Genomic DNA, 18329 nt, shown 5'->3' with positions numbered 1-18329 from the left:
GCGCCCGCCGCCACACTCACCGATCCGACTAGCGGCCTAATCGGATCGCTTAGGTAAGCGGATGGAAGAGCAGCCCGGCCAGCGCGTTGAGCTCGCGCACGCCATCCAGCTCGAGCTTGCGGCACATATTGTTGAGGTGGACGCGCACCGTATTCTCGCTGATCACCAGCAAGGTCGCGATGTCTGCATTGGCGCGGCCCCAGCCGAGGAAGCGCATCACCGCCGCCTCCGTCTTCGTCAATGTGCGGATGCCCTCGATATGGCGTTCGGGAATGCGCGAGCGCGGGATGCGGAATTCGCCGATCAATTCCTCTTCGGCGCCCGCGGCGGCATCCGCCTTGCGCAGCAGCCGCATCAGTTCGCGCAGCCGCGCCTCTTCGTCGGCATCGACCGCGAGCGGATCTTCGCCGATCATCGCGCGAGCGCCCCGATGACGGCGCGCACGACATTGCCGCGTTCCGCCAGATCGCCGATCACCACCTGCGCGAAGGCCGGCAGCAGCAACAGCAGCAGGAAGGTGGCGGCCCAACTCTTGATCGACAGCGACAGTGAGAAAACGTTGAGCTGCTGCGCGAAGCGGTTGAGCAGCCCGAGCCCCGCGTCGATCACGTAGAGGAACATGATGACCGGCGCCGCGATCAGCAGGGCCAGCATCATCAGCCGGCCGAACTCCGCCTCGAAGATCCGCAGGCTCGACATTTCAAGGCTCGGCCAGTCCGCGGCAATCGGCCAGATCGCGTAGCTTTCGATGACGGTGCCGATCAGCAGCAAAATCCCGCCGGACGCCGCGAAGATCACATTGGCGAGGCGGCCGAGCAGTGCGCCGTTCAGCGAGGTCATGTTGCCGCCCAGCGGTTCGAGGATCTGGCCGATCGTCGCCCCCACCTTGGCGTCGATGATCTCGCCCGCGGCCTCCATCGCCCACAATATCGTGCCGAAGAAGAAGCCGATGACGAGCCCGGCGGCGGCTTCCTTCAGCAGCATCCGCGCCCATTGCAGCGCGCCGAGGGTGGTCGGATCGACCTGCGGCTGCATGACGAAGGCGACGCCGCCAAGGGTGAGGATGATCGAATTGCGCACCGTCGACGGGATCGTTTCCCGCGCGAAGATCGGCACGAAGATGAACGCGAAGGCGAAACGCGACGCGGCGAGCGCCACCAGCAGAAGCTGGTTCGCCCAGGCCTGATCCGCCATCACCATCCGCGCATCACTGCCGCACCATCCCGGCGAAGCCCGAGAAGATGGTGTCGCTGAAGGTGTAGAGGCTGCCCGCGAGCAGCGACGCGGTGACGAACAATGTGATCACCACCGCGAAGAATTTGAGCGTGTATTGCAGCGTCTGTTCCTGAAGCTGCGTCGCCGCCTGCACGACCGCGACCAGCAGCCCCACCGCGGAGGCGGCGATGATCGGCGGCGCGGAAAGCAGCAGGACCAGCCACAGTGCCTGGACGGTGATCGAGATGATGTCGTTGGTCATCTTCCCCCCTCCCCTACAGGGGAGGGGCTATGAAACACCCGTCTAGACATAACTCAGCACCAACCCGTGACTGATCTTCACCCAGCCATCGACCAGCACGAACAACAATAATTTGAATGGCAATGATATCGTCACCGGTGACAACATCATCATGCCGAGTGCCAGCAATATGTTGGATATCACCAGGTCAATCACCAGGAATGGCAGGAATATCAGAAATCCGATCTGGAACGCGACCGTCAGCTCCTTGACGATGAACGCCGGGATCACGACGATGAAGTCGGTCGGCTTGGCCGCCTCGGTATTGGTCTTCTTGGCGACGCGCTGCTGGGTGCGCAGGAAGAATTCGCGTTCGCCCGGATCGCTATGTTCGATCAGGAAGGTGCGCAACGGTTCCTTGGCGCGATCCGCGGTGTCGAACAACTGCTCGGTCTGCTGCGGCACGCCATCCACCTGCGCCGCCGCCTGCATCGACTGGATCGTCGGATACATCACGTAGAGCGACAGGATCAGCGCGAGGCCGTTGAGGACGAGGTTCGGCGGCACCTGCTGGAGGCCGAGCGCGTTGCGGATCAGGCTGAGCACCACGACGATCTTGGTGAAGGATGTCACCATGACCGCGAAGAAGGGCGCCAGCGCGATCAGCACCACCGTGACGAGGGCGGTGCCGGGCGAAAAAGCGGAAAGATCCATGCCGCCTACTCCGCCTCGATCAACACGCCATAGCTGTCGCCCACCGACACCAGGCTGCCACGCGCGAACGGCTTACCGCTCGCCAATATCCGCACCGGGATCACGCCGGCCTCGCCGTCGATCGGCACGATGCTGCCTTCGCGCATCGCCTGCAGGCTGGCGAGCGGCACGCTGGCGGCATCGAGTTCGATCGTGATCGGCACGGCGAAACGCGCATCGAGCGGTGCCGGTTCGGCCGCTGCGGCAGCCTCCGGCCGGGGTGGCAGATCCTCGGCGCCGGATGCATCCGGGCGCATGTCGTTGGGGCTGATATCGTCCATCGTGCAGGCTCCATCAGTTTCCAGGGGTCGGGCGGCAGTGGAAGCGGCGCTCGACCGGATCGAGCAGACCGGCGACGCGGATCGCGCCGCCCGCCACCAATGTCGCCGCGATCGGCGCCTTGCCGATCAGGATGCAATCGCCCGCCGCCAGCGCCGCGGCGTCGTGCGGCGCGAGGCGCGGGCCTTCTATGAACAGGCTCGTGCGGATCGCGACGCCGCCGACCAGTTCGGGGGCGAATTCGGGCGGCGCCGGCAGCATTGCGATCGCCGGCGACAGGGCCAGCCGCAGCACCGTCGAAGCAGCGGCCTCGCCGACCTCGATCGTCACGACCAGCATTTCGGCGGGGATGATCTCGGCGGGCGCCGGCAGATCGTCGTCGAGGGCCGCATCGGCCGGTTCGGCTGCTGCCGACTCGATCGTCGCCGGTTCGGGCAAGATGGCCACCACATCGACGGGTTCGAGTTCGATGCCGAGCGCGACCTCGATCGTGCGCAGCAGGGGTTCGATCCGCTCGACCAGAGCGACCGCGGCAACGCCGTCTTCGGGCTCGAAACGGGCGGCGGCACCACCGATCCGGTCGACAGCGAGCGCCGCGCCATTGTCGAAGCGCAGCCAGCCACCCCTTCGATCAGCCGAGCGTGCGACATACGCCGTGATCACGCCATCAGCATGGCGCCGGCCGGTCAGCGCGCCGATGACGGCGCGGCGAAGCTCGGCTGTGCGCGGGTCGATCCGCGGCAGTCCATGCAGCACGCGCGCGCTCATGATTGCGCTTCAAGTTCGGCGGCCAAGCCGGTGCCGCCCGGCCAGGTCTTGAGCAGATTGATACCGCCCGAAGTGACACCAACCAGCATCACCTCGCCGCGCACCTCGATCATGACGATGCGCTCGCCCTGCCCGAGCGGCATTGCGCGCAGGAAGCGGATCGGCCGCTCGCCCTCTTCGGACGGCCCCTGGAACCGATCCTGCCAACGGCGCAGCATCTTCAGCACGACATAGGCGAGCCCCAGGACGAGGCCGAGCGCGATGACGACCGACAGAAGGCTCGAAAGAACAGTCCAGACACTCATTGAGGATCCTCGCGCTCCAATGGGGCGTCGCCGGCGCGGGCGCGCTTCGCCCACAGGATGATCTCGGCGATCGCATCGAAATGATCTTCGGGAATGATGTCGCCGGGCACCGCGGTCGCGAAGATCGTGCGCGCCAAGGGCACGTTGCGCACGATCGGCACGCCCTGCCGTTCCGCCTCCCTACGCATCGCGGCTGCCAGCGGCCCTTCCGCCTTCGCCGCGATCACCGGCACCGGGCAGTCTTCGGGATCATAATCCAGCGCGATGGCCAGGTGGGTCGGGTTGGTGAGCAGCACATTGGCCTGCCCTGCCGAAGCGATCGCGTTCTGGTTCGCCCATTCCTCATGCATCTGGCGCCGCTGCTGCTTGAGCATCGGATCGCCTTCATTGTCCTTATGCTCCTGCTTGATGTCACGCCGGCTCATCCGCAGCCGCTTGATATAGCGGTGCTGCACCCACACCCGGTCGGCGGCGGCAACGAACAGGAAGATGGCGACCGTCCAGCCGATCAACTGCATCGTCAGCGATTGGGTGAGGCTGAGGATGGCGGAAGCTATCCTGGGCCCGGCGGACGCATCGAGCCCCCAGCCGGCGGCGTTGATCAGGGCGGCGAACTGATCGATCGAGCCCGACATCACGAAGCCGGTGATCGCCAATACCAGCACCGCCTTGATGATCGTCTTGAGCAGCTCGAACAGATTGTCCGGACTGAACATCCGCTTCAGCCCCTCGACTGGGTTCATCTTCGACAGTTGCGGCTTGAGCTTCTCGGTGGTGACGAGCGCGCCGGTCTGCAGGAATTCGGCCGCGAGCCCGGCGATCGCCGCCGGCACGAGCACCAGCGCGGCGACGAGCAGCACGAGCTCGAACGCGCTGGCGCCCAAGGTCGCGAGCGTCGCCTCGAACGGCTCACCGGTGGCGTGCGCGAGGCTGAGCTCGGTGAAGTCGGCGATCCGGCCGCCGACAAAACCCGCGCCGACCAGGAACATGAGCAGCCACGCGATCATGCCGATCGCGGCGCTGAGATCCTTTGACTTCGCAATATCACCCTTGTTGCGCGCATCGCGCAGGCGCTTGCGGGTCGGCTTCTCGGTCTTGTCGCCGCCGTCGTTCTTGTCGGCCATCCATCACTCCGGAACGCCCGCTGTGCAGCTTGGCGGGCTCGTGGTGTTTTGGTGCCCAGGCAGCAGGGCAATAATGACATCACTTATTCGGGGGATTTGCCGTCACACGAATCTAACAACGCAAGTAACGCCAAATAAAAGACCGCCGAAAGAGGGTCGGGTCAACAGCTTTCGGGCGTTTGACGGCGAGCCGTTGGGAGTGACGGATATTTCGCCCACGCAACGATTCGCACCTGATTCGAGGTGTGATTTGTGTCACATATACAACAGTCAAGTTACTTGCGACGAATTACCGGCAGAGGCTCCACTCGTCCGAATTTTCAGTTCAACTCAACGCTGAACGCTTTTCCTTGAGCGCCGAACTCCACAATGGAGCAACATTCGGTCGTTAGGAGGCCGATAGGGGATTGGGTGATCCCGCGTTCTTGGGGTCACTTCGTTACACGATTCTGGCCGACGCGAGTGTGGACATGCTCTGCACGCGGAGGGGACGGTATCGTGATGAATGCAAACCAGCTCCGGGTGTTAACGGTAGGTTTTACTATCGTTTCACTCGCGACCATGCCGAATTTTGCTTCAGCGAAGGAAAAGGATGCAAAATCCTATTTCATCGACTGTCCGGTCGACACCAATATTCGCGTGGCCAACGCCAAGGCGTCGGAGCGTTATGCGGCGCTGAGCGGCTGCACCGCCAACATCGTTCACGTCGCGCCCGCGCCGCTGCCGCCCGATCCGAGCGTCGCGCGCATCCAGGGCGTCAGCGACGAGGACGACAAGCCCGGCAAGGGCCAGCGCAAGCGCAAGCGTGACACGACAAGCCGGCTCGACGATGCCGCGTCCGGCCGCCGCCAGGTGGCGAGCTTCGCGGCCGCGCCGCAGCGCATCACCATGCCGCCGGCCGCGCTGCGCGTGCCCGCGACACCCTATGACGCGCAGATTTTCCGGACGGCCGCGACCTACAAGGTCGATCCGCTGTTCCTTCACGCGATCATCGCGACGGAATCCGCGCACAATCCCAATGCGCAGTCGCATGTCGGCGCGCGGGGGCTGATGCAGATCATGCCCGCCACCGGCCAGACGCTGGGCGTGCAGACGACCGCGCTGTTCGATCCGGCGGTCAATGTCGATGCCGGTGCGCGCCTCCTGAAGCGCCTGCAACGGCGCTACGGGCGCAATTTCGACCTGATCCTGAGCGCCTACAACGCCGGCGAAGGCGCGGTCGCGCGCTATGGCAACCGCATCCCGCCCTATCCCGAGACGCAGGCCTATGTGAAAAAGGTCATGGCGCGCTACCACGGCTATCGCCAGGCGGGCGCGGCCAAGTGAGCGCGCTCTCACTGCTGGCACGGGTGCCGCGCACCAAGTTGCGCCCGTCCGACTTCATGCTGGTCGTCGGCGTGGTCGCGATCGTCGGATTGCTGATCCTGCCGCTGCCGGCGCTCGCGATCGACTTTCTCGTCGCCACCAACATCACGATCGGCGTGATGCTGTTGCTGAGCACGCTCTACATCTCCCGCCCGCTCGACTTCTCGACATTTCCGGCGGTGCTGCTGCTGACGACCCTGTTCCGCCTGTCGCTGTCGATTGCCACCACGCGCATGATCCTCACCGAGGCGCATGCCGGCCATATCGTCCAGCAATTCGGCGAGCTGGTCGCGGGCGGCGAACTGGTCGTCGGCCTCGTCGTCTTCCTGATCATCACGATCGTTCAGTTCATCGTGATCTCGAAAGGCGCCGAGCGCGTGGCCGAGGTCGCGGCGCGCTTCAGCCTCGATGCGATGCCCGGCAAGCAGCTCTCGATCGACAGCGACCTGCGCTCGGGTCTGATCAGCAAGGATGAGGCCCGCGCGCGCCGCCGCACGCTCGAGAATGAGAGCAAGCTGCACGGAAGCCTCGATGGCGCGATGAAGTTCGTGAAGGGCGATGCGATTGCCTCGATCATCATCGTGCTCGTCAACCTGATCGGCGGCCTCGCGATTGGCGTTTTCTCCAAGGGCATGCCCGCTGAGGAAGCGATCCATACCTATTCGATCCTGACCATCGGTGACGGCCTCGTCGCGCAGTTGCCCGCGTTGTTCAGCGCGATGGCCGCCGGGCTGCTCGTTACCCGCACCACCGATGACGAGAGCGAGCGGGATCTCGGCCCGGCGATCGCCCACCAGGTGTCCAGCAAGCCACGCGTGCTGTTCATCGCCGCCGGCATCTGCGTACTGATGGGGCTGATCCCGGGATTCCCGACGCTCGTCTTCCTTGCCATCGCAACCGGCCTAGCCGGCGGCGGCGCGATGCAGCACCCGGTCTCGCGGCGCTGGATCGATGCCAAGTGGAAGCGCGTCGACAACCGTCCTGCCCCGTTGCCCGACAGCATCGAGGCGCGCCCTGCCCCGCTCAAGGCGGTGCGTCCGCTGCTGATCGAGGTCGCCGCGCCTGCACTCAGTGCCGATCGCGTCGCGGCGCTCACCGCCGCGGTCACCGCGATGCTCGAACGGATGCAGGAACGCTCCGGCCTGCCGCTCCCGGCGGCCGAGATCGACCCCGTTCTACTGCCGGACGGCACCGCGGGCAAATGGGCGCTCTACATCCACGACGCACCGGTCGCCGCCGGCCCGGTCGACCAGCCCGACGACCCGGCGCTGATCGTGCCGGCCATCGAAGCGGCGCTGCGCCGCGACGTCAGCCGTTTCCTAGGGCTGCAGGAGGTCACCACCCTGCTCAACCGGATCGGCATGGACTATCCTGACGTGGTCAAGGAGGTCGTCCGCGCGACGCCCACCGCGCGCATCGCTGAGGTGCTGCGCCTGCTCGCCGAGGAGGAAGTGCCGCTGCGCAACATGCGCGACGTGCTCGAAGCCATCGCCGAGGCCGGCCAATCCGAGCGCAACGCGATCCCGATCGCCGACCTCACGCGCAGCGCGCTGCGCCGCTATCTGTCGCCGCCGCACTGCGTCAACGGGCGCTTCCCGGTGCTCGTCGTCGGCGCGCGGCTGGAGCGCTTCCTGCGCGACAATACCCGCACCGTCGACGGCGTCGCTCGTCTCGCGATGGAGCCGGACCATGCCCGCACGATGATCGCGATGCTGCGGCGGGAGATGACCGCCAGCGGTGCGCGCGCGATCCTGACCGCGTTCGAGCTGCGCCGGCCGCTGCGCCGGCTGATCGGGCCCGACCTGTTCGAGACGCCCGTGCTCGCCTTCAACGAATTGTCGCCGACCGTGCCGCTCGACGTCGTCGGGCAGCTCGATCGGACCCCGATGTCCATCGAAGAGGAGAACAGAATGGGAGCCGCCGAGTGAAGCTGACGACGATGCTTGCCCCCGCGGGATCCGCGCTTGCGGTCGCCGCGCTGTTGCTCGCCACGCCGCCGGCGATCGCCGCGGACCCGCCTTTTCCGACACGCGCGGTGAGCCTTACCCCGCGCAACCAGGATATCGCCGCCTTCGTGCGGGAATTCTATGGCGCCACTGGCCTCAACGTCGTCGTCGACGCTCGCGTCACCGGCAAGATCAACGGCCGCTTCGCCGGCCCGCCCGCGCAGGTGTGGGCGACGGTCTCGCGCTCGTTCAACCTGATCGCCTATTACGACGGCTCGGTCGTGACCGTCTATTCGGGCGACCAGATCGAAAGCCGCACGCTCACCGTGCCGCCGGGCCGCTCGAACGAGCTGACCGCCGCGATCATGGACGCCGGCCTCACCGACATGACCAACCGAGTGCGGCCGACAAGCCCGACCACACTGCTGGCGATGGGCGTTCCCAAATTTCTAGACCAGGTGCAGCAGCTTGCCGCCGCAGCACCGCCGCGCCCGGGATATCGCGGCGATCCGCAGACCGCTCAAATCGTGCCGGGTGCGCCCGGCCCGATGCCGCAGGGCCCGGCCTATATCGAGCCCTATGAGCTGCGCGTGTTCTACCTGCGCTATGCACGGGCGGACGACACCAAGCTGGTCGCGGGCGGCCGCGAATTGACGGTGCCCGGCGTCGGCACGTCGCTCAGCCGGATCATGGGCGATGGCAGCGCCGTCGCCGGCACGATCGCAGCCACCTATGGCGGGCGCACGATGCGCCAGAGCGCGCAGAGGCTGGGCGGCCGCGGGCTCAACGCGTCGCCGCCGGACCAGACGCAGACGCCACAGCTCGCGCCCTATGACGACGAATATCTGGGGCTGCCGGCCGAAGGCGGCGGCGGCGCGCCGGTGCCCTACGCGGCGGCGCGCGAACCGTCGCCCCAGGGTGGCCCGCGCATCGCGATCGATCCCTCGCTCAACGCGATCATCGTGCGCGACCGCCCCGAGAACATGCCGGCCTATGAGGGACTCGTCCGCGCGCTCGACGTCGCGCCGCAGATCGTCGAGCTCGAAGCGACGATCATCGATCTCAACATCGACAAGCTGCGCGAGATCGGGATCAACTGGCGGATCCGCTCCGAAGGCTTCAACGCGCTGTTCGGCGGCGACATCCTGCGCCGCTCGGGCAATCCCATCCGCGACGAGAGCCGGTTCGGTGCGCCCAATGAGGGCCTCTCTCTGGGCGGCGTCATCGGCGCCAATCGCGAATTCATCGGGCGCCTGTCGGCGCTCGAACGCCGGGGTGCCGCCAAGATCGTGTCACGGCCGCAGATCGTGACTCTTTCGAACATCGAGGCGGTGTTCGATCGCACGCGCACCTTCTACGTCCGCGTCGCGGGCGACCGGCAGGTGGACCTGTTCAACGTCACCGCCGGCACCGTGTTGCGTGTCAATCCGCATGTGCTGATGGACAATGGCGTGCCGCGCATCCGCATGGTGGTGGGCGTGGAGGACGGCACCATCCTCGACAGCGAGGTCGATGACGTGCCGGTGGTGGAACGCGCCAGCGTCAACACCCAGGCGATGATCAACGAGGGCGAAGGGCTGCTGTTGGGCGGTCTGACCGTCAACGCGCAGTTCGACGGCGAGTCCAAGATCCCGCTGCTCGGCGACATCCCGATCCTGGGCGAGCTTTTCAAGTCGCGCAACAAGACGCGGCAGCAGACCGAGCGACTGTTCCTGATCACACCACGCATCATCCGGCTCGACGAACTGCAACCCGCGGGCGTGGGCGCATTGCCCGGGGCGGCCACCATGCTGCCGCCGCCCGCAGCCGGACAGGCGAGAGGACCAAGCCGATGACCGAGCATCGCGACACCCCGATCGACGTCGCCGCCATCCTGCGCATCGTGAGCGGACGGCTGGCGGGGAAGGATTATCCGCTGGCCCGCGACAGGCGGGTGTGCATCGGCCACGGCCTGGGCAATGACGTGGTGTTGCGCGGCGCCGGCACGCGCGACGGCGCGATCGAATTGCGGCTGGGCGAGGATGCCGCGGTGCTGCGCGTGCTTTCCGGGTCTGTCGAACTGCTCGGCCGCACCTTCGAGGCGGGCGAGGAAGCAGTGCTCCCGCCCTATCTGCCCTTCCGCTTCGGCGAGCATCTGCTGGCGCATGGCGAACGCGCCTCGGCGCGCTGGGGGGATGCCGCCGCGGTCGCGACCAGCGCCTGCGTCGCTCCGGTCGCGCCGCTGCCCGCGCCACGATTGCAGGATCGCGTGCAGACGGTCGGCCGCGCCTGGTTCGAAAAGGCCGCGCAGCGAATCAGCCCGAAGCACCTCGCCGCCGGCGGCGCGCTGGTGGTGCTGTTCGCCTCCGCCGCCGGCCCCGCGACCTCGCTGATCCAGCAGCAGTTCGACGGCGCCGACCGGCTGGAGCGCGCCTATCACCAGGCCGGCTATGTCGCGCTCGACGTCAGCGACAATCCCGCGGGCGGACTGATCGTGGGCGGCGCCGTGGAGAATGAGGCGGATATCGTGCGCGTGCGCGGAATCGCCGCCAAGGCATCCGAGCCGGTGATGATCGACGTCACCTCCTCCGCCTCGCTCGCCAATGCCGCGACCGACATCCTGGCTGCGCAAGGCATCGACGCGCGCGCGGTGCCCGCGGGGCTCGGCGGCATCGCGGTGGAAGCGCCCTATATGCCCGCCGATCGCCAGAACGAGCTGCGCAAACTGCTGTCGAACGACCTGCCCGCGCTCAAGCGCGTGAGCTTCCGCGTCAACGACAGTCTTGGCGGCAATCCGCTGCAGGCGCTGTTCGCGGACAGCGGCGCGGGGCTTGCCACCGTGGTCGAGGATCCCGGCCACATCGTCACTGCGGACGGATCCCGCTGGTTCCCCGGCGCGATCCTGCCCACCGGCCACCGCCTCGTTTCAGTGGAGGCCGGCATCGTCCGTTTCGAGAAGGACGGGCGGATCGAGGAAATGAAACTCTGACCTGCAACACCCAAGGAGACCTGACATGCCAGAGATCACGACCAGCCTGAACACCGACCTGTCGACGCTCGCGTCGAGCCCGCTGCAGGGCCAGCGCATGGGCCGCAACCAGCCCGGCAACTGGTTCGAGGCGTTCGCCGCCGCGTGGGGCAATGCTCTCGACCGCCAGGCCTCGGCGATCGAACAGCGTTCGGACCTGATTTCGAACGAAGGCGGCGACACCCCGTCGCAGATCACCCAGCTCACCGCGGAATCGATGAAGATGAGCTTCATTTCGCAAAGCTCGCACACCTCGCTCGACAGCGTCTCCAAGGCGCTCGAGACGATGGCGCGCAAGAGCTGATCGGATGTCGATCGAAGCGATCGCGGCGCAGGCCGCCGGCGCACCCGCTGCGGGCAGCGTCCGCATCTTCGAGCTTGCGCCGGCGATGCCGCAGCAGGTGGGCCCCGAGGCGACGGCGCGTTTCGAAAACGCGCTCCACGCGCAGGAGGCCCAGCGCGTGGGCGCCACCAGCGACGTACCGCCCGCGGTGAAGGGGCTGCTCGACACGCTGGACAAGGTGAATGTGGAGGCCCGCGGCGTCACCGATTATGCCCGCACCGCCGAAAGCTCGGGATCCGAGCTGACGCCGGGCGAGATCATCGAGCTGACGATGCGCTGCCAGGAATTCATGTTCCACTGCCAGCTCACCTCGAACATCGCCAACCGCAGTTCGGATGGCGTGCAGCAATTGTTCCGCCAGCAGGGCTGACAATCCGAAAGGATGTTCCATGAGGAGCCTCAAGCGCTCACTGCTTGCCGCCGGCCTGATGCTCGGTGCGCTGACCTTGTCGGGCTGCGGCAATCAGGAAATCTATGGCAAGCTCAAGGAAAGCCAGGCCAACGAGATGATCGCGGCGTTGCGCAACGCCGACATCACCGCCGCCAAGGCATCGTCCGGCGAAGGCGAATGGAGCGTCTCGGTCAGTCCCGACCAGTTCAGCCGGGCGGTCGAGGTGCTCAAGGCCAATGGCCTGCCGCGCAACGAATATCAGTCATTGGGCGACGTGTTCGCCAAGAAGGGCTTCGTCTCCTCGCCAGTCGAGGAACGGGCCCGGCTGATCTACGGCCTTTCGCAGGAACTGAGCCGCACGGTGAGCGCGATCGACGGGGTGGTGGAGGCGCGCGTTCACCTCGCCATCCCCGAAGCCGATCCGCTCTCCGACACGACCAAGCCCTCGTCGGCCGCAGTGTTCGTCAAATATCAGCCCGGGTTCGAGGTGCGCAGCCAGACCGGGGCGATCAAGAGCCTCGTCACCAATTCGATCGAGGGCCTGCAATATGACAAGGTCTCGGTGGTGATGGTGCCGAGCCAGTCGGCTCCCGTCGCCGCCGAAAGCAGCGATGTGCTGGCGTCGCCCTTCATCCGTATCGGCATCGCGATCGCCGCGTTGGCGGCGCTGATCTGGCTGCTCCTCAGCCGGCGCAAACGCCCGGGGGCCGGCCTTCCCTCCACGACCGAGCCGCAGGGATGAGCGGACGCGCGGCACGGCTGCGGCTGGGTGAGGCGGCGCGCGCGGCGGTGGCCGGCGGGCTGCCCGCCAGCCGCGCCGAACGACTGTCGCAGCGCCTTGCTGCCCAGCCGGCGGCACGGGTCGGGCTGGGCGAGCTCGCCGCCTGGCCGACCTGGCCCGGGCGCGACGAAGCCGAGCGCGACCGGATCTGGCGGATCGCGGCGCTGGTTTCGTCGCGCGATGCCCTCGCCGACATCATCTACGGCGCCACGCTCAGAAGCTATGCCACCAGCGTCGGCAACCGCGTTGTCGAAGCGGTGCTCGATCTGCCCGCTGGCGGCAATGCGCCGCTGGTCGGAGCCGACGCCCTCTCCGCCGAAGGGCTCGGCATCGCCGAGCGCGGCCTGCCCCCATTGCTCGCCACCGCGATGAATCGCCCCGCGATCCACGACGAGGCCGCGCGGCGCCACATGATCGCCGCCGAGCGCATCGCCCGGGAAACCCGCCCATGAGCTATCACGTCCTCCACAATGACGGGTACACCTTGCTCGCCACCGACCGGCCGATCGTCAAGGCGCATGAGCGCCAGCCGATCGGCGACGCCATTCTGCTGCTCGATCGGCTGAAGACCGAGGGGCAGCGCCGCGACGCCGGCATCGCCGCCGCCGAATCCGAGGCGCGCGAGCGCGGCTATCGCGAAGGCTATGACAGCGGCCGGCGCGATTTCGTCGAAGCCGTGACCAACCTCGCCGCGCAGCACGAAGCCGATCGGCGCCAGCGCGAACAGGAAATCGCCAGCCTCGCGCTTGCCGCGCTGCGCCAGATCGCCGGCGAGATCGGCGATGCCGAAACCATGCAGGGTGTCGCCCTGCGCGCCGCGCGCGCGGTGGTGCCGCAGGGGCCGGTGACGATCGACGTTTCGCCCACGATCGCGGTGGAGGTCGAGGCCGGCCTCGCCCGCGTCGAAGGCGAGATTGTCGTGCGCGCCGATCCCGATCTCGGCGAGCGCCAGTGCCGCGTGAGCGGGCCGGACAGCCGCATCATCGCCGACCTCGATCGTCAATTCGACGAGGTTGCCGAACGCTGGGGAGCCCCTGCGCATGTCGATTGAAGAACGCGTCAACGATCTCGTCCGCCAGCTTGGCGAGGCGCCCGCCTTCGAACAGCGCGGGCGTGTACGCGGCGCGGTCGGCACCTCGATCCGCGTCGCCGGCATCACCGCGCGCATCGGGCAGAGCTGTGCGCTGCTCGACGTGACCGGCGAGACGACGTTGATGGCCGAAGTCGTCGGCCTCGCCGACGGCGAGGCGCTGTTGACCCCACTCGGCGAACTGCGCGGTCTTTCCAACGAAACGGAAGTGGTCGTGCGCGTCGGCGAGGATCGCGTGCCGGTGGGCGACAGCCTGCTCGGCCGGGTGGTCGACGCGCGGCTGCGCCCCCTCGATGGAGGCCCGCCGATCAGCGCCGACCGCTTCCGGCCGCTGTATGGCGAGGCGCCCAACCCAATGCAGCGCGCGCGCATCGACCGCACCGTCGAGACCGGCGTGCGCGCGATCGACGGCGTGCTGCCGCTGGGCCGTGGACAGCGCATCGGCGTGTTCGCGGCGGCCGGCGGCGGCAAATCGACCCTGCTCGCAACGCTCGCGCGCCAGGCGGAGGCGGATGCAATCGTCATCGCACTGATCGGCGAACGCGGCCGCGAGGTGCGCGAATTCGTCGAGGACAATCTCGGCACCGAGGGGCTCGCGCGATCGGTGACCGTCGTTGCCACCTCCGATCGCCCGGCGCTGGAGCGCGCCCGCGCCGCACATGCCGCGACCGCGATCGCCGAGGGGCTGCGCGCCGAGGGGCGCCATGTGCTGCTGCTGATGGACTCGGTCACCCGCTTCTCGCGCGCGCTGCGCGAGATCGGCCTCGCCACGGGCGAACCGCCGGTGCGGCGTGGCTTCCCGCCATCGGTATTCGCCGAACTGCCGCGGCTGTTCGAGCGCAGCGGCACCGACGATGCCGGCGCGATCACGGGCATCTACACCGTGCTGCTGGAGGATGAGGAGGATGATCCGATCGGGGAGGAAGTACGCTCGCTGCTCGACGGCCATATCTATCTGTCCCGCAAGCTCGCGGCGCGCGGCCATTATCCGGCAATCGACATCCTCGCCAGCCAGAGCCGCCTGATGGGTCAACTCACCGGGCCCGAGCAACGCGCCGCCGCCAATGCGCTGCGCACCCACCTCGCCAAGCTCGACGAGATCGAGATCCTGCTGCAGGTCGGTGACTACAAGCCGGGCCAGGATCTGGCCGCCGACCGGGCGCTGGCGCAGCGCGAGGCATTGGATGCCTTCCTGCGGCAGCCGCTCGACGAACGGGTCGCGCTGCCGACGACATTGGCCTTGTTGAGAGGATTCGACGGATGACAGCTTCCAGTTGCCGGATCGAAAAGCTGCAGGCGCTGCGCGTGCGCGATCTCGACCGCGCCGCGCGTGCCGCCGCCGAGGCGGTCGCCGCCGCCGAGCGCGCCAGCGCGGCACGGCTGCGCGCCGAGCAGGGGCGAATCGCGGCCAATGCGGCGCTCGACGGCGCGATCGAAGACCGCGCGCGTCGGCCCGCCGACGAGTTGGTGCGGATGTTCGTCACCGCCTGCGAGCAGCGGTTGGGCGACGCGCATCGCCTGCTCGCCACCGCCAGCCAAGCATTGGGCGAGGCGCTGGAACGGGTCGCCGCGACCCGCCGTCTATGGATGCGGGCGCAGGCACGGCTCGACGCGTTGGAAACGCTGGTCCGCAAGATCCGCAGCGGCGAACGCCGCGCGCGTGACCGTCGCGCGTCCGACGAGGCCAATGAGCGTCGCGCCACGGTGGGAGGCATGGCATGGGCATGATCCCGATCGACCAGCCCCCCGCGCGCCCCGCCTCGCCGCCGCAGCATGCGCGATCGAAGCGACAACCCGAACCCGAACTGCGCGATCGTTTCGAGGATGCGATGGCGAAGCGCCGCAAGGCCGGCTCCGGCGCAACCGAGCGCTTCAGTGGCGAAACACCTGCCCCGACGCACGGTCACGCACAACCGCCGGTCACCGGGCAGCAGGCGTTCGAAGGCCATGGCGAGCACCCCCGCAAGGGCAAGCAGATCGCCGCGGACACAAAGGTTAGCGAGGCCGCCGCCGCGACACCCCAGCAGAGTGCGCCTGTCGCGGCCGCCGATCCTACACCGGTGAGCGCACCGCACTCGGCGGCTCTCTCGGCAAGCTTCGCCGACATCGTCGCGCGCATGGACATGCCGACCAGCGCCACCGGCGGCGAGACGCTGCTGACGATGAGCGACACGCGCTGGCTGGCCACCCAGGCGGTGATCGCGCGCGACGATGCCGGCGGGCTGATGCTCGATATCGACGCGCGGGGCGAGGATGCCGAGAAGCAGCGCGAAGCGCTGAAGGCACGCCTTGAGGCGCGCGGCCATCGCGTGGGTGAGATCCGCATCAACGGCTGAACGAAGCCAGGTTGTGCCGCCTTGGGTCCGGACCTAGGGCGGCACCATGTCCGCGCCCATCCTGTTCGTTCTCGGCGGTGCCCGTTCGGGCAAGAGCCGCTACGCCCAGCAGCGTGCCGAAGCGTTGCCGGGCGACCTGGTCTATGTCGCCACCGCGCAAGCCTTCGACGACGAAATGACGGCGCGCATCGCTCACCATCGTGATGATCGCGGCGCGCGCTGGCGCACCGTCGAGGCGCCGCTCGCGCTGGCCGAGACCGTTGCTATTGAGACGCGGACCGATCGCGTGCTGCTGGTCGACTGCCTTACGCTCTGGGCCACCAACCTGCTCCTCGCCGATCGTGCAGATGATGAAGGCGCGCAGGCGGCCGAAGCGCTGGTTGCGGCCCTGGCAGCGGCGGCCGGGCCGGTGCTGCTGGTCGCCAACGAGGTTGGGCTGGGGATCGTGCCGGACAATCCGCTGGCGCGCCGCTTCCGCGACATTGCCGGGCGGATCAACCAGGCGGTCGCCGCGGCCGCGCACGAAGTCCAGTTCATCGCCGCCGGGCTGCCGCTGCGGCTGAAATGACAAAGATTTCACGCCGCGGCCATGCTTCGGTCGGGTGCGGTTGTCTATCAAGCCCTTGCCGCCGGACGGAGCGGGCCTCGTCAGCCCCCGACCACCCGCCCGCCCGAGCGGCACCCCCGGACCGGCGCGGTGCCGGCAGGAAGAGGAGTGTGTTGATGACGTCATTCGCGAAGACGATCGGCCTCGGCGTCGCCGTGCTTGGTCTGGTCGCGGCGCCGGCGATGGCTGCCAAGACCAAGGCGCCCAAGACCGAGACCAGCAAGACCCACGTCCACAAGCACAAGACGAACGACGCGAAGAAGAACTGATCCCGGTCCGTCCGGCGGGGGTCCGCATCGCCACCCGTCCGGATCCGCTCTTCACCCCACAGGCCCGCCCGGTTCATGCCCCCGGGCGGGCCTGACTGCGCTTTGGGGAACGCTGCTCCCCCCCTCGGTCCTAATCCACCGCAATCGGCAGGATCAGCCGCACGACCAGTCCGGGACGGTTATCGTCCAGCTCCAGCCGACCGCGATGGAGGTGCGCCAAGGTCGCGACCAGCGAGAGGCCGAGGCCTGCACCGCTCGCCTGGCGGGCAGCATCGAGCCGGCCGAAACGGCGCAACGCCTCGCCGCGGCGGTCCTCGGGAATGCCGGGGCCGTTGTCCGCAACGGTGATGCGCACATCCTCCCCGCGCCGTTCGATGGCGAGGTCGAGCAGGCTCGCGCCTTCGGCATGGTTGAGCGCATTGTCGATCAGATTGGCGATCGCCTGCCCGAGCAGTTCGCGATGCGCGGAGACGCGCACCGGCGGATCGGCGTGGACGCGCACGTCAACGCCGCGATCCTCCGCCAGCGGACCGTAGACCTCGGCAAGGTCACCGATCATCTCGGAGGCGAGGAAGGTGCGGAACTGGTTGCGGCCGATGCCCGCTTCGGCGCGGCTGATCTGCAGGGCGGTGGTGAGCATCGCCTGCAGCCGGTCGGCCTCTTCCACCCCCGCGCCGAGCGCCAGTTGCGCGCGCGGGTCCGAAACGTCGCGCACCGCGCCTTCCAGCCGCGACTTCAACCGCGCGACGGGAGAGCGCAGGTCATGCGCCAGCGAGTCGGTGACGAGGCGCAGCTCGGCGACCAGCGATTCGATGCGCGCGAGCATTGCATTGATTGCCAGCGCGAGCCGGTCGAACGCGTCGCCGCTGCCGCTGAGCGCGACGCGCTGGGCAAGGTCGCCGCCGCCCACTTGCGCCGCGACCTCGGCGACATGATCCACCCGCCGGCCGATCAGCCGGGCGAGCAGCAGGCTGCCCGCCGCCGCGAGCAGCGCGCCCAGCAGCAGCGCGACGACGAAGGCGCGGCGGGTGCGATCCCCGAGGCGCCTTTGTTCCTCCAGCGTCTGCCCCGCGACCAGCCGCTCGCCACCGGGCAGCCGGGTGACGATCACCAGCATCGGTTCGGCCATTGGCGCCTCCCGCCGGCGCAGCGTCACCCGGTGGATGCCGCCGGAGACCACCTCGCCCCGGGGCCAGTCGAGCAGGTTGCCGGCGACCAGCCGATCATCGTCGACCAGCGCGATCACCGCGTCCCGCCGCCCCACCGTCTGGATGCGGCGCTCGATCGCCGCGGCCAGCCAGCCGCGGCCGCCCCGCTCATAGGCGTCGTCGAGATCCTGGTTGAGTTCGACGACGAACGACCGCGCGCCCTCGTCCAGCGCGCGTTCGGTGACGACCTGCATCGAAAAGAGCGCCGCGCCCGTCGTCAGCACCTGCACGCCCACAGAGGCGAGCGCGATGCGCCCGATCGTCGATCTGGGGATCAGGCGCAGGGCGAAGCGCGGCACCG

General features: G+C 68.1%; 23 protein-coding genes. 14 read left to right on the top strand and 9 right to left on the bottom strand.

Features of this window, described 5'->3' with window-relative positions; all coding sequences use genetic code 11:
* Nucleotides 1-49: 49 nt before the first annotated feature.
* From FHS96_RS02810 to FHS96_RS02775, 8 genes are read right to left on the bottom strand one after another with little or no spacing between them, the layout of a single operon-like run.
* On the bottom strand, nt 50-415 hold the full coding sequence (locus FHS96_RS02810) for a helix-turn-helix domain-containing protein (RefSeq protein ID WP_429587814.1): 366 nt from the start codon (nt 413-415) through the stop codon (nt 50-52).
* Nucleotides 412-1200, bottom strand: coding sequence for a type III secretion system export apparatus subunit SctT (gene sctT / locus FHS96_RS02805; protein WP_429587813.1), 789 nt, complete (start codon nt 1198-1200; stop codon nt 412-414). The genes FHS96_RS02810 and sctT overlap by 4 nt, the downstream gene beginning before the upstream one ends.
* Nucleotides 1201-1207: 7 nt before the next feature.
* Nucleotides 1208-1477 carry a type III secretion system export apparatus subunit SctS gene (gene sctS / locus FHS96_RS02800; protein WP_429587812.1) on the bottom strand — a complete coding sequence of 90 codons (270 nt, stop codon included), beginning with the start codon at nt 1475-1477 and terminating at the stop codon, nt 1208-1210.
* A gap of 42 nt (nt 1478-1519) precedes the next feature.
* Nucleotides 1520-2170: a type III secretion system export apparatus subunit SctR gene (sctR, locus tag FHS96_RS02795; RefSeq protein ID WP_429587811.1), complete on the bottom strand. Its 651-nt coding sequence runs from the start codon at nt 2168-2170 to the stop codon at nt 1520-1522.
* Nucleotides 2171-2175: 5 nt separating this feature from the next.
* On the bottom strand, nt 2176-2490 hold the full coding sequence (locus FHS96_RS02790; RefSeq protein WP_429587810.1) for a FliM/FliN family flagellar motor C-terminal domain-containing protein: 315 nt from the start codon (nt 2488-2490) through the stop codon (nt 2176-2178).
* A gap of 13 nt (nt 2491-2503) precedes the next feature.
* Nucleotides 2504-3256: a hypothetical protein gene (locus tag FHS96_RS02785; protein WP_429587809.1), complete on the bottom strand. Its 753-nt coding sequence runs from the start codon at nt 3254-3256 to the stop codon at nt 2504-2506.
* A complete protein-coding gene (fliO, locus tag FHS96_RS02780) occupies nt 3253-3561 on the bottom strand; it encodes a flagellar biosynthetic protein FliO (protein ID WP_429587808.1) in 309 nt (102 codons plus the stop codon). The genes FHS96_RS02785 and fliO overlap by 4 nt, the downstream gene beginning before the upstream one ends.
* Nucleotides 3558-4685 carry an EscU/YscU/HrcU family type III secretion system export apparatus switch protein gene (locus FHS96_RS02775; protein WP_429587807.1) on the bottom strand — a complete coding sequence of 376 codons (1128 nt, stop codon included), beginning with the start codon at nt 4683-4685 and terminating at the stop codon, nt 3558-3560. Before FHS96_RS02775 ends, fliO begins: the two co-directional genes overlap by 4 nt.
* 561 nt (nt 4686-5246) lie before the next feature.
* Here FHS96_RS02775 and FHS96_RS02770 point away from each other — a divergent pair.
* The 14 genes from FHS96_RS02770 (at nt 5247) to FHS96_RS02705 (ending at nt 16820) form a co-directional block, all read left to right on the top strand.
* A complete protein-coding gene (locus tag FHS96_RS02770) occupies nt 5247-6011 on the top strand; it encodes a lytic transglycosylase domain-containing protein (RefSeq protein WP_429587805.1) in 765 nt (254 codons plus the stop codon).
* On the top strand, nt 6008-7978 hold the full coding sequence (locus tag FHS96_RS02765) for an FHIPEP family type III secretion protein (RefSeq protein ID WP_429587804.1): 1971 nt from the start codon (nt 6008-6010) through the stop codon (nt 7976-7978). Before FHS96_RS02770 ends, FHS96_RS02765 begins: the two co-directional genes overlap by 4 nt.
* The gene (sctC, locus tag FHS96_RS02760) at nt 7975-9831 is read left to right on the top strand and encodes a type III secretion system outer membrane ring subunit SctC (RefSeq protein WP_429587803.1); all 1857 of its coding nucleotides are present in this window, start codon (nt 7975-7977) and stop codon (nt 9829-9831) included. Before FHS96_RS02765 ends, sctC begins: the two co-directional genes overlap by 4 nt.
* A complete protein-coding gene (locus FHS96_RS02755; RefSeq protein WP_429587802.1) occupies nt 9828-10964 on the top strand; it encodes a hypothetical protein in 1137 nt (378 codons plus the stop codon). Before sctC ends, FHS96_RS02755 begins: the two co-directional genes overlap by 4 nt.
* 25 nt (nt 10965-10989) lie before the next feature.
* Nucleotides 10990-11307 carry a hypothetical protein gene (locus tag FHS96_RS02750; protein WP_245648603.1) on the top strand — a complete coding sequence of 106 codons (318 nt, stop codon included), beginning with the start codon at nt 10990-10992 and terminating at the stop codon, nt 11305-11307.
* Nucleotides 11308-11311: 4 nt separating this feature from the next.
* Nucleotides 11312-11716, top strand: coding sequence for a hypothetical protein (locus tag FHS96_RS02745; RefSeq protein ID WP_025293053.1), 405 nt, complete (start codon nt 11312-11314; stop codon nt 11714-11716).
* Between the two features lie 19 nt (nt 11717-11735).
* Entirely contained in the window at nt 11736-12479 is a 744-nt protein-coding gene (sctJ, locus tag FHS96_RS02740; RefSeq protein WP_429587801.1) for a type III secretion system inner membrane ring lipoprotein SctJ, read from the top strand.
* Nucleotides 12476-12970 carry a hypothetical protein gene (locus FHS96_RS02735; protein WP_429587800.1) on the top strand — a complete coding sequence of 165 codons (495 nt, stop codon included), beginning with the start codon at nt 12476-12478 and terminating at the stop codon, nt 12968-12970. Before sctJ ends, FHS96_RS02735 begins: the two co-directional genes overlap by 4 nt.
* Nucleotides 12967-13569, top strand: coding sequence for a FliH/SctL family protein (locus FHS96_RS02730; RefSeq protein WP_429587798.1), 603 nt, complete (start codon nt 12967-12969; stop codon nt 13567-13569). The genes FHS96_RS02735 and FHS96_RS02730 overlap by 4 nt, the downstream gene beginning before the upstream one ends.
* Nucleotides 13559-14872, top strand: a complete 1314-nt coding sequence (locus tag FHS96_RS02725; RefSeq protein WP_429587797.1) for a FliI/YscN family ATPase — start codon at nt 13559-13561, stop codon at nt 14870-14872. The genes FHS96_RS02730 and FHS96_RS02725 overlap by 11 nt, the downstream gene beginning before the upstream one ends.
* Nucleotides 14869-15336 (top strand): hypothetical protein, encoded by a 468-nt coding sequence (locus tag FHS96_RS02720; protein WP_429587796.1) that lies wholly within the window; start codon nt 14869-14871, stop codon nt 15334-15336. Before FHS96_RS02725 ends, FHS96_RS02720 begins: the two co-directional genes overlap by 4 nt.
* Complete coding sequence (locus FHS96_RS02715; RefSeq protein WP_429587795.1) at nt 15327-15944, top strand: hypothetical protein; 618 nt, start codon at nt 15327-15329, stop codon at nt 15942-15944. The genes FHS96_RS02720 and FHS96_RS02715 overlap by 10 nt, the downstream gene beginning before the upstream one ends.
* A gap of 46 nt (nt 15945-15990) precedes the next feature.
* Entirely contained in the window at nt 15991-16512 is a 522-nt protein-coding gene (gene cobU / locus FHS96_RS02710) for a bifunctional adenosylcobinamide kinase/adenosylcobinamide-phosphate guanylyltransferase (RefSeq protein ID WP_429587794.1), read from the top strand.
* Nucleotides 16513-16667: 155 nt separating this feature from the next.
* The gene (locus tag FHS96_RS02705; RefSeq protein WP_429587793.1) at nt 16668-16820 is read left to right on the top strand and encodes a hypothetical protein; all 153 of its coding nucleotides are present in this window, start codon (nt 16668-16670) and stop codon (nt 16818-16820) included.
* Nucleotides 16821-16950: 130 nt separating this feature from the next.
* Here FHS96_RS02705 and FHS96_RS02700 read toward each other — a convergent pair whose 3' ends face one another.
* Nucleotides 16951-18327 (bottom strand): sensor histidine kinase, encoded by a 1377-nt coding sequence (locus FHS96_RS02700; RefSeq protein ID WP_429587792.1) that lies wholly within the window; start codon nt 18325-18327, stop codon nt 16951-16953.
* Between the last annotated feature and the right edge of the window lie 2 nt (nt 18328-18329).

Origin of the sequence: Sphingomonas zeicaulis, assembly GCF_050433225.1 — a bacterium.
Classification (GTDB): Bacteria; Pseudomonadota; Alphaproteobacteria; order Sphingomonadales; family Sphingomonadaceae; genus Sphingomonas_D; species Sphingomonas_D zeicaulis.
Note: the sequence above shows the minus strand (reverse complement) of the source record. Positions and strands in the feature narration are given on the sequence as shown.

Coding starts and splice junctions, on each gene's coding strand:
- FHS96_RS02810 (WP_429587814.1), bottom strand. CDS start 415: ATGATCGGCGAAGATCCGCTCGCGGTCGATGCCGACGAAGAGGCGCGG.
- sctT (WP_429587813.1), bottom strand. CDS start 1,200: ATGGTGATGGCGGATCAGGCCTGGGCGAACCAGCTTCTGCTGGTGGCG.
- sctS (WP_429587812.1), bottom strand. CDS start 1,477: ATGACCAACGACATCATCTCGATCACCGTCCAGGCACTGTGGCTGGTC.
- sctR (WP_429587811.1), bottom strand. CDS start 2,170: ATGGATCTTTCCGCTTTTTCGCCCGGCACCGCCCTCGTCACGGTGGTG.
- FHS96_RS02790 (WP_429587810.1), bottom strand. CDS start 2,490: ATGGACGATATCAGCCCCAACGACATGCGCCCGGATGCATCCGGCGCC.
- FHS96_RS02785 (WP_429587809.1), bottom strand. CDS start 3,256: ATGAGCGCGCGCGTGCTGCATGGACTGCCGCGGATCGACCCGCGCACA.
- fliO (WP_429587808.1), bottom strand. CDS start 3,561: ATGAGTGTCTGGACTGTTCTTTCGAGCCTTCTGTCGGTCGTCATCGCG.
- FHS96_RS02775 (WP_429587807.1), bottom strand. CDS start 4,685: ATGGCCGACAAGAACGACGGCGGCGACAAGACCGAGAAGCCGACCCGC.
- FHS96_RS02770 (WP_429587805.1), top strand. CDS start 5,247: ATGCCGAATTTTGCTTCAGCGAAGGAAAAGGATGCAAAATCCTATTTC.
- FHS96_RS02755 (WP_429587802.1), top strand. CDS start 9,828: ATGACCGAGCATCGCGACACCCCGATCGACGTCGCCGCCATCCTGCGC.
- FHS96_RS02750 (WP_245648603.1), top strand. CDS start 10,990: ATGCCAGAGATCACGACCAGCCTGAACACCGACCTGTCGACGCTCGCG.
- FHS96_RS02745 (WP_025293053.1), top strand. CDS start 11,312: ATGTCGATCGAAGCGATCGCGGCGCAGGCCGCCGGCGCACCCGCTGCG.
- sctJ (WP_429587801.1), top strand. CDS start 11,736: ATGAGGAGCCTCAAGCGCTCACTGCTTGCCGCCGGCCTGATGCTCGGT.
- FHS96_RS02735 (WP_429587800.1), top strand. CDS start 12,476: ATGAGCGGACGCGCGGCACGGCTGCGGCTGGGTGAGGCGGCGCGCGCG.
- FHS96_RS02730 (WP_429587798.1), top strand. CDS start 12,967: ATGAGCTATCACGTCCTCCACAATGACGGGTACACCTTGCTCGCCACC.
- FHS96_RS02725 (WP_429587797.1), top strand. CDS start 13,559: ATGTCGATTGAAGAACGCGTCAACGATCTCGTCCGCCAGCTTGGCGAG.
- FHS96_RS02720 (WP_429587796.1), top strand. CDS start 14,869: ATGACAGCTTCCAGTTGCCGGATCGAAAAGCTGCAGGCGCTGCGCGTG.
- FHS96_RS02715 (WP_429587795.1), top strand. CDS start 15,327: ATGGGCATGATCCCGATCGACCAGCCCCCCGCGCGCCCCGCCTCGCCG.
- cobU (WP_429587794.1), top strand. CDS start 15,991: ATGTCCGCGCCCATCCTGTTCGTTCTCGGCGGTGCCCGTTCGGGCAAG.
- FHS96_RS02705 (WP_429587793.1), top strand. CDS start 16,668: ATGACGTCATTCGCGAAGACGATCGGCCTCGGCGTCGCCGTGCTTGGT.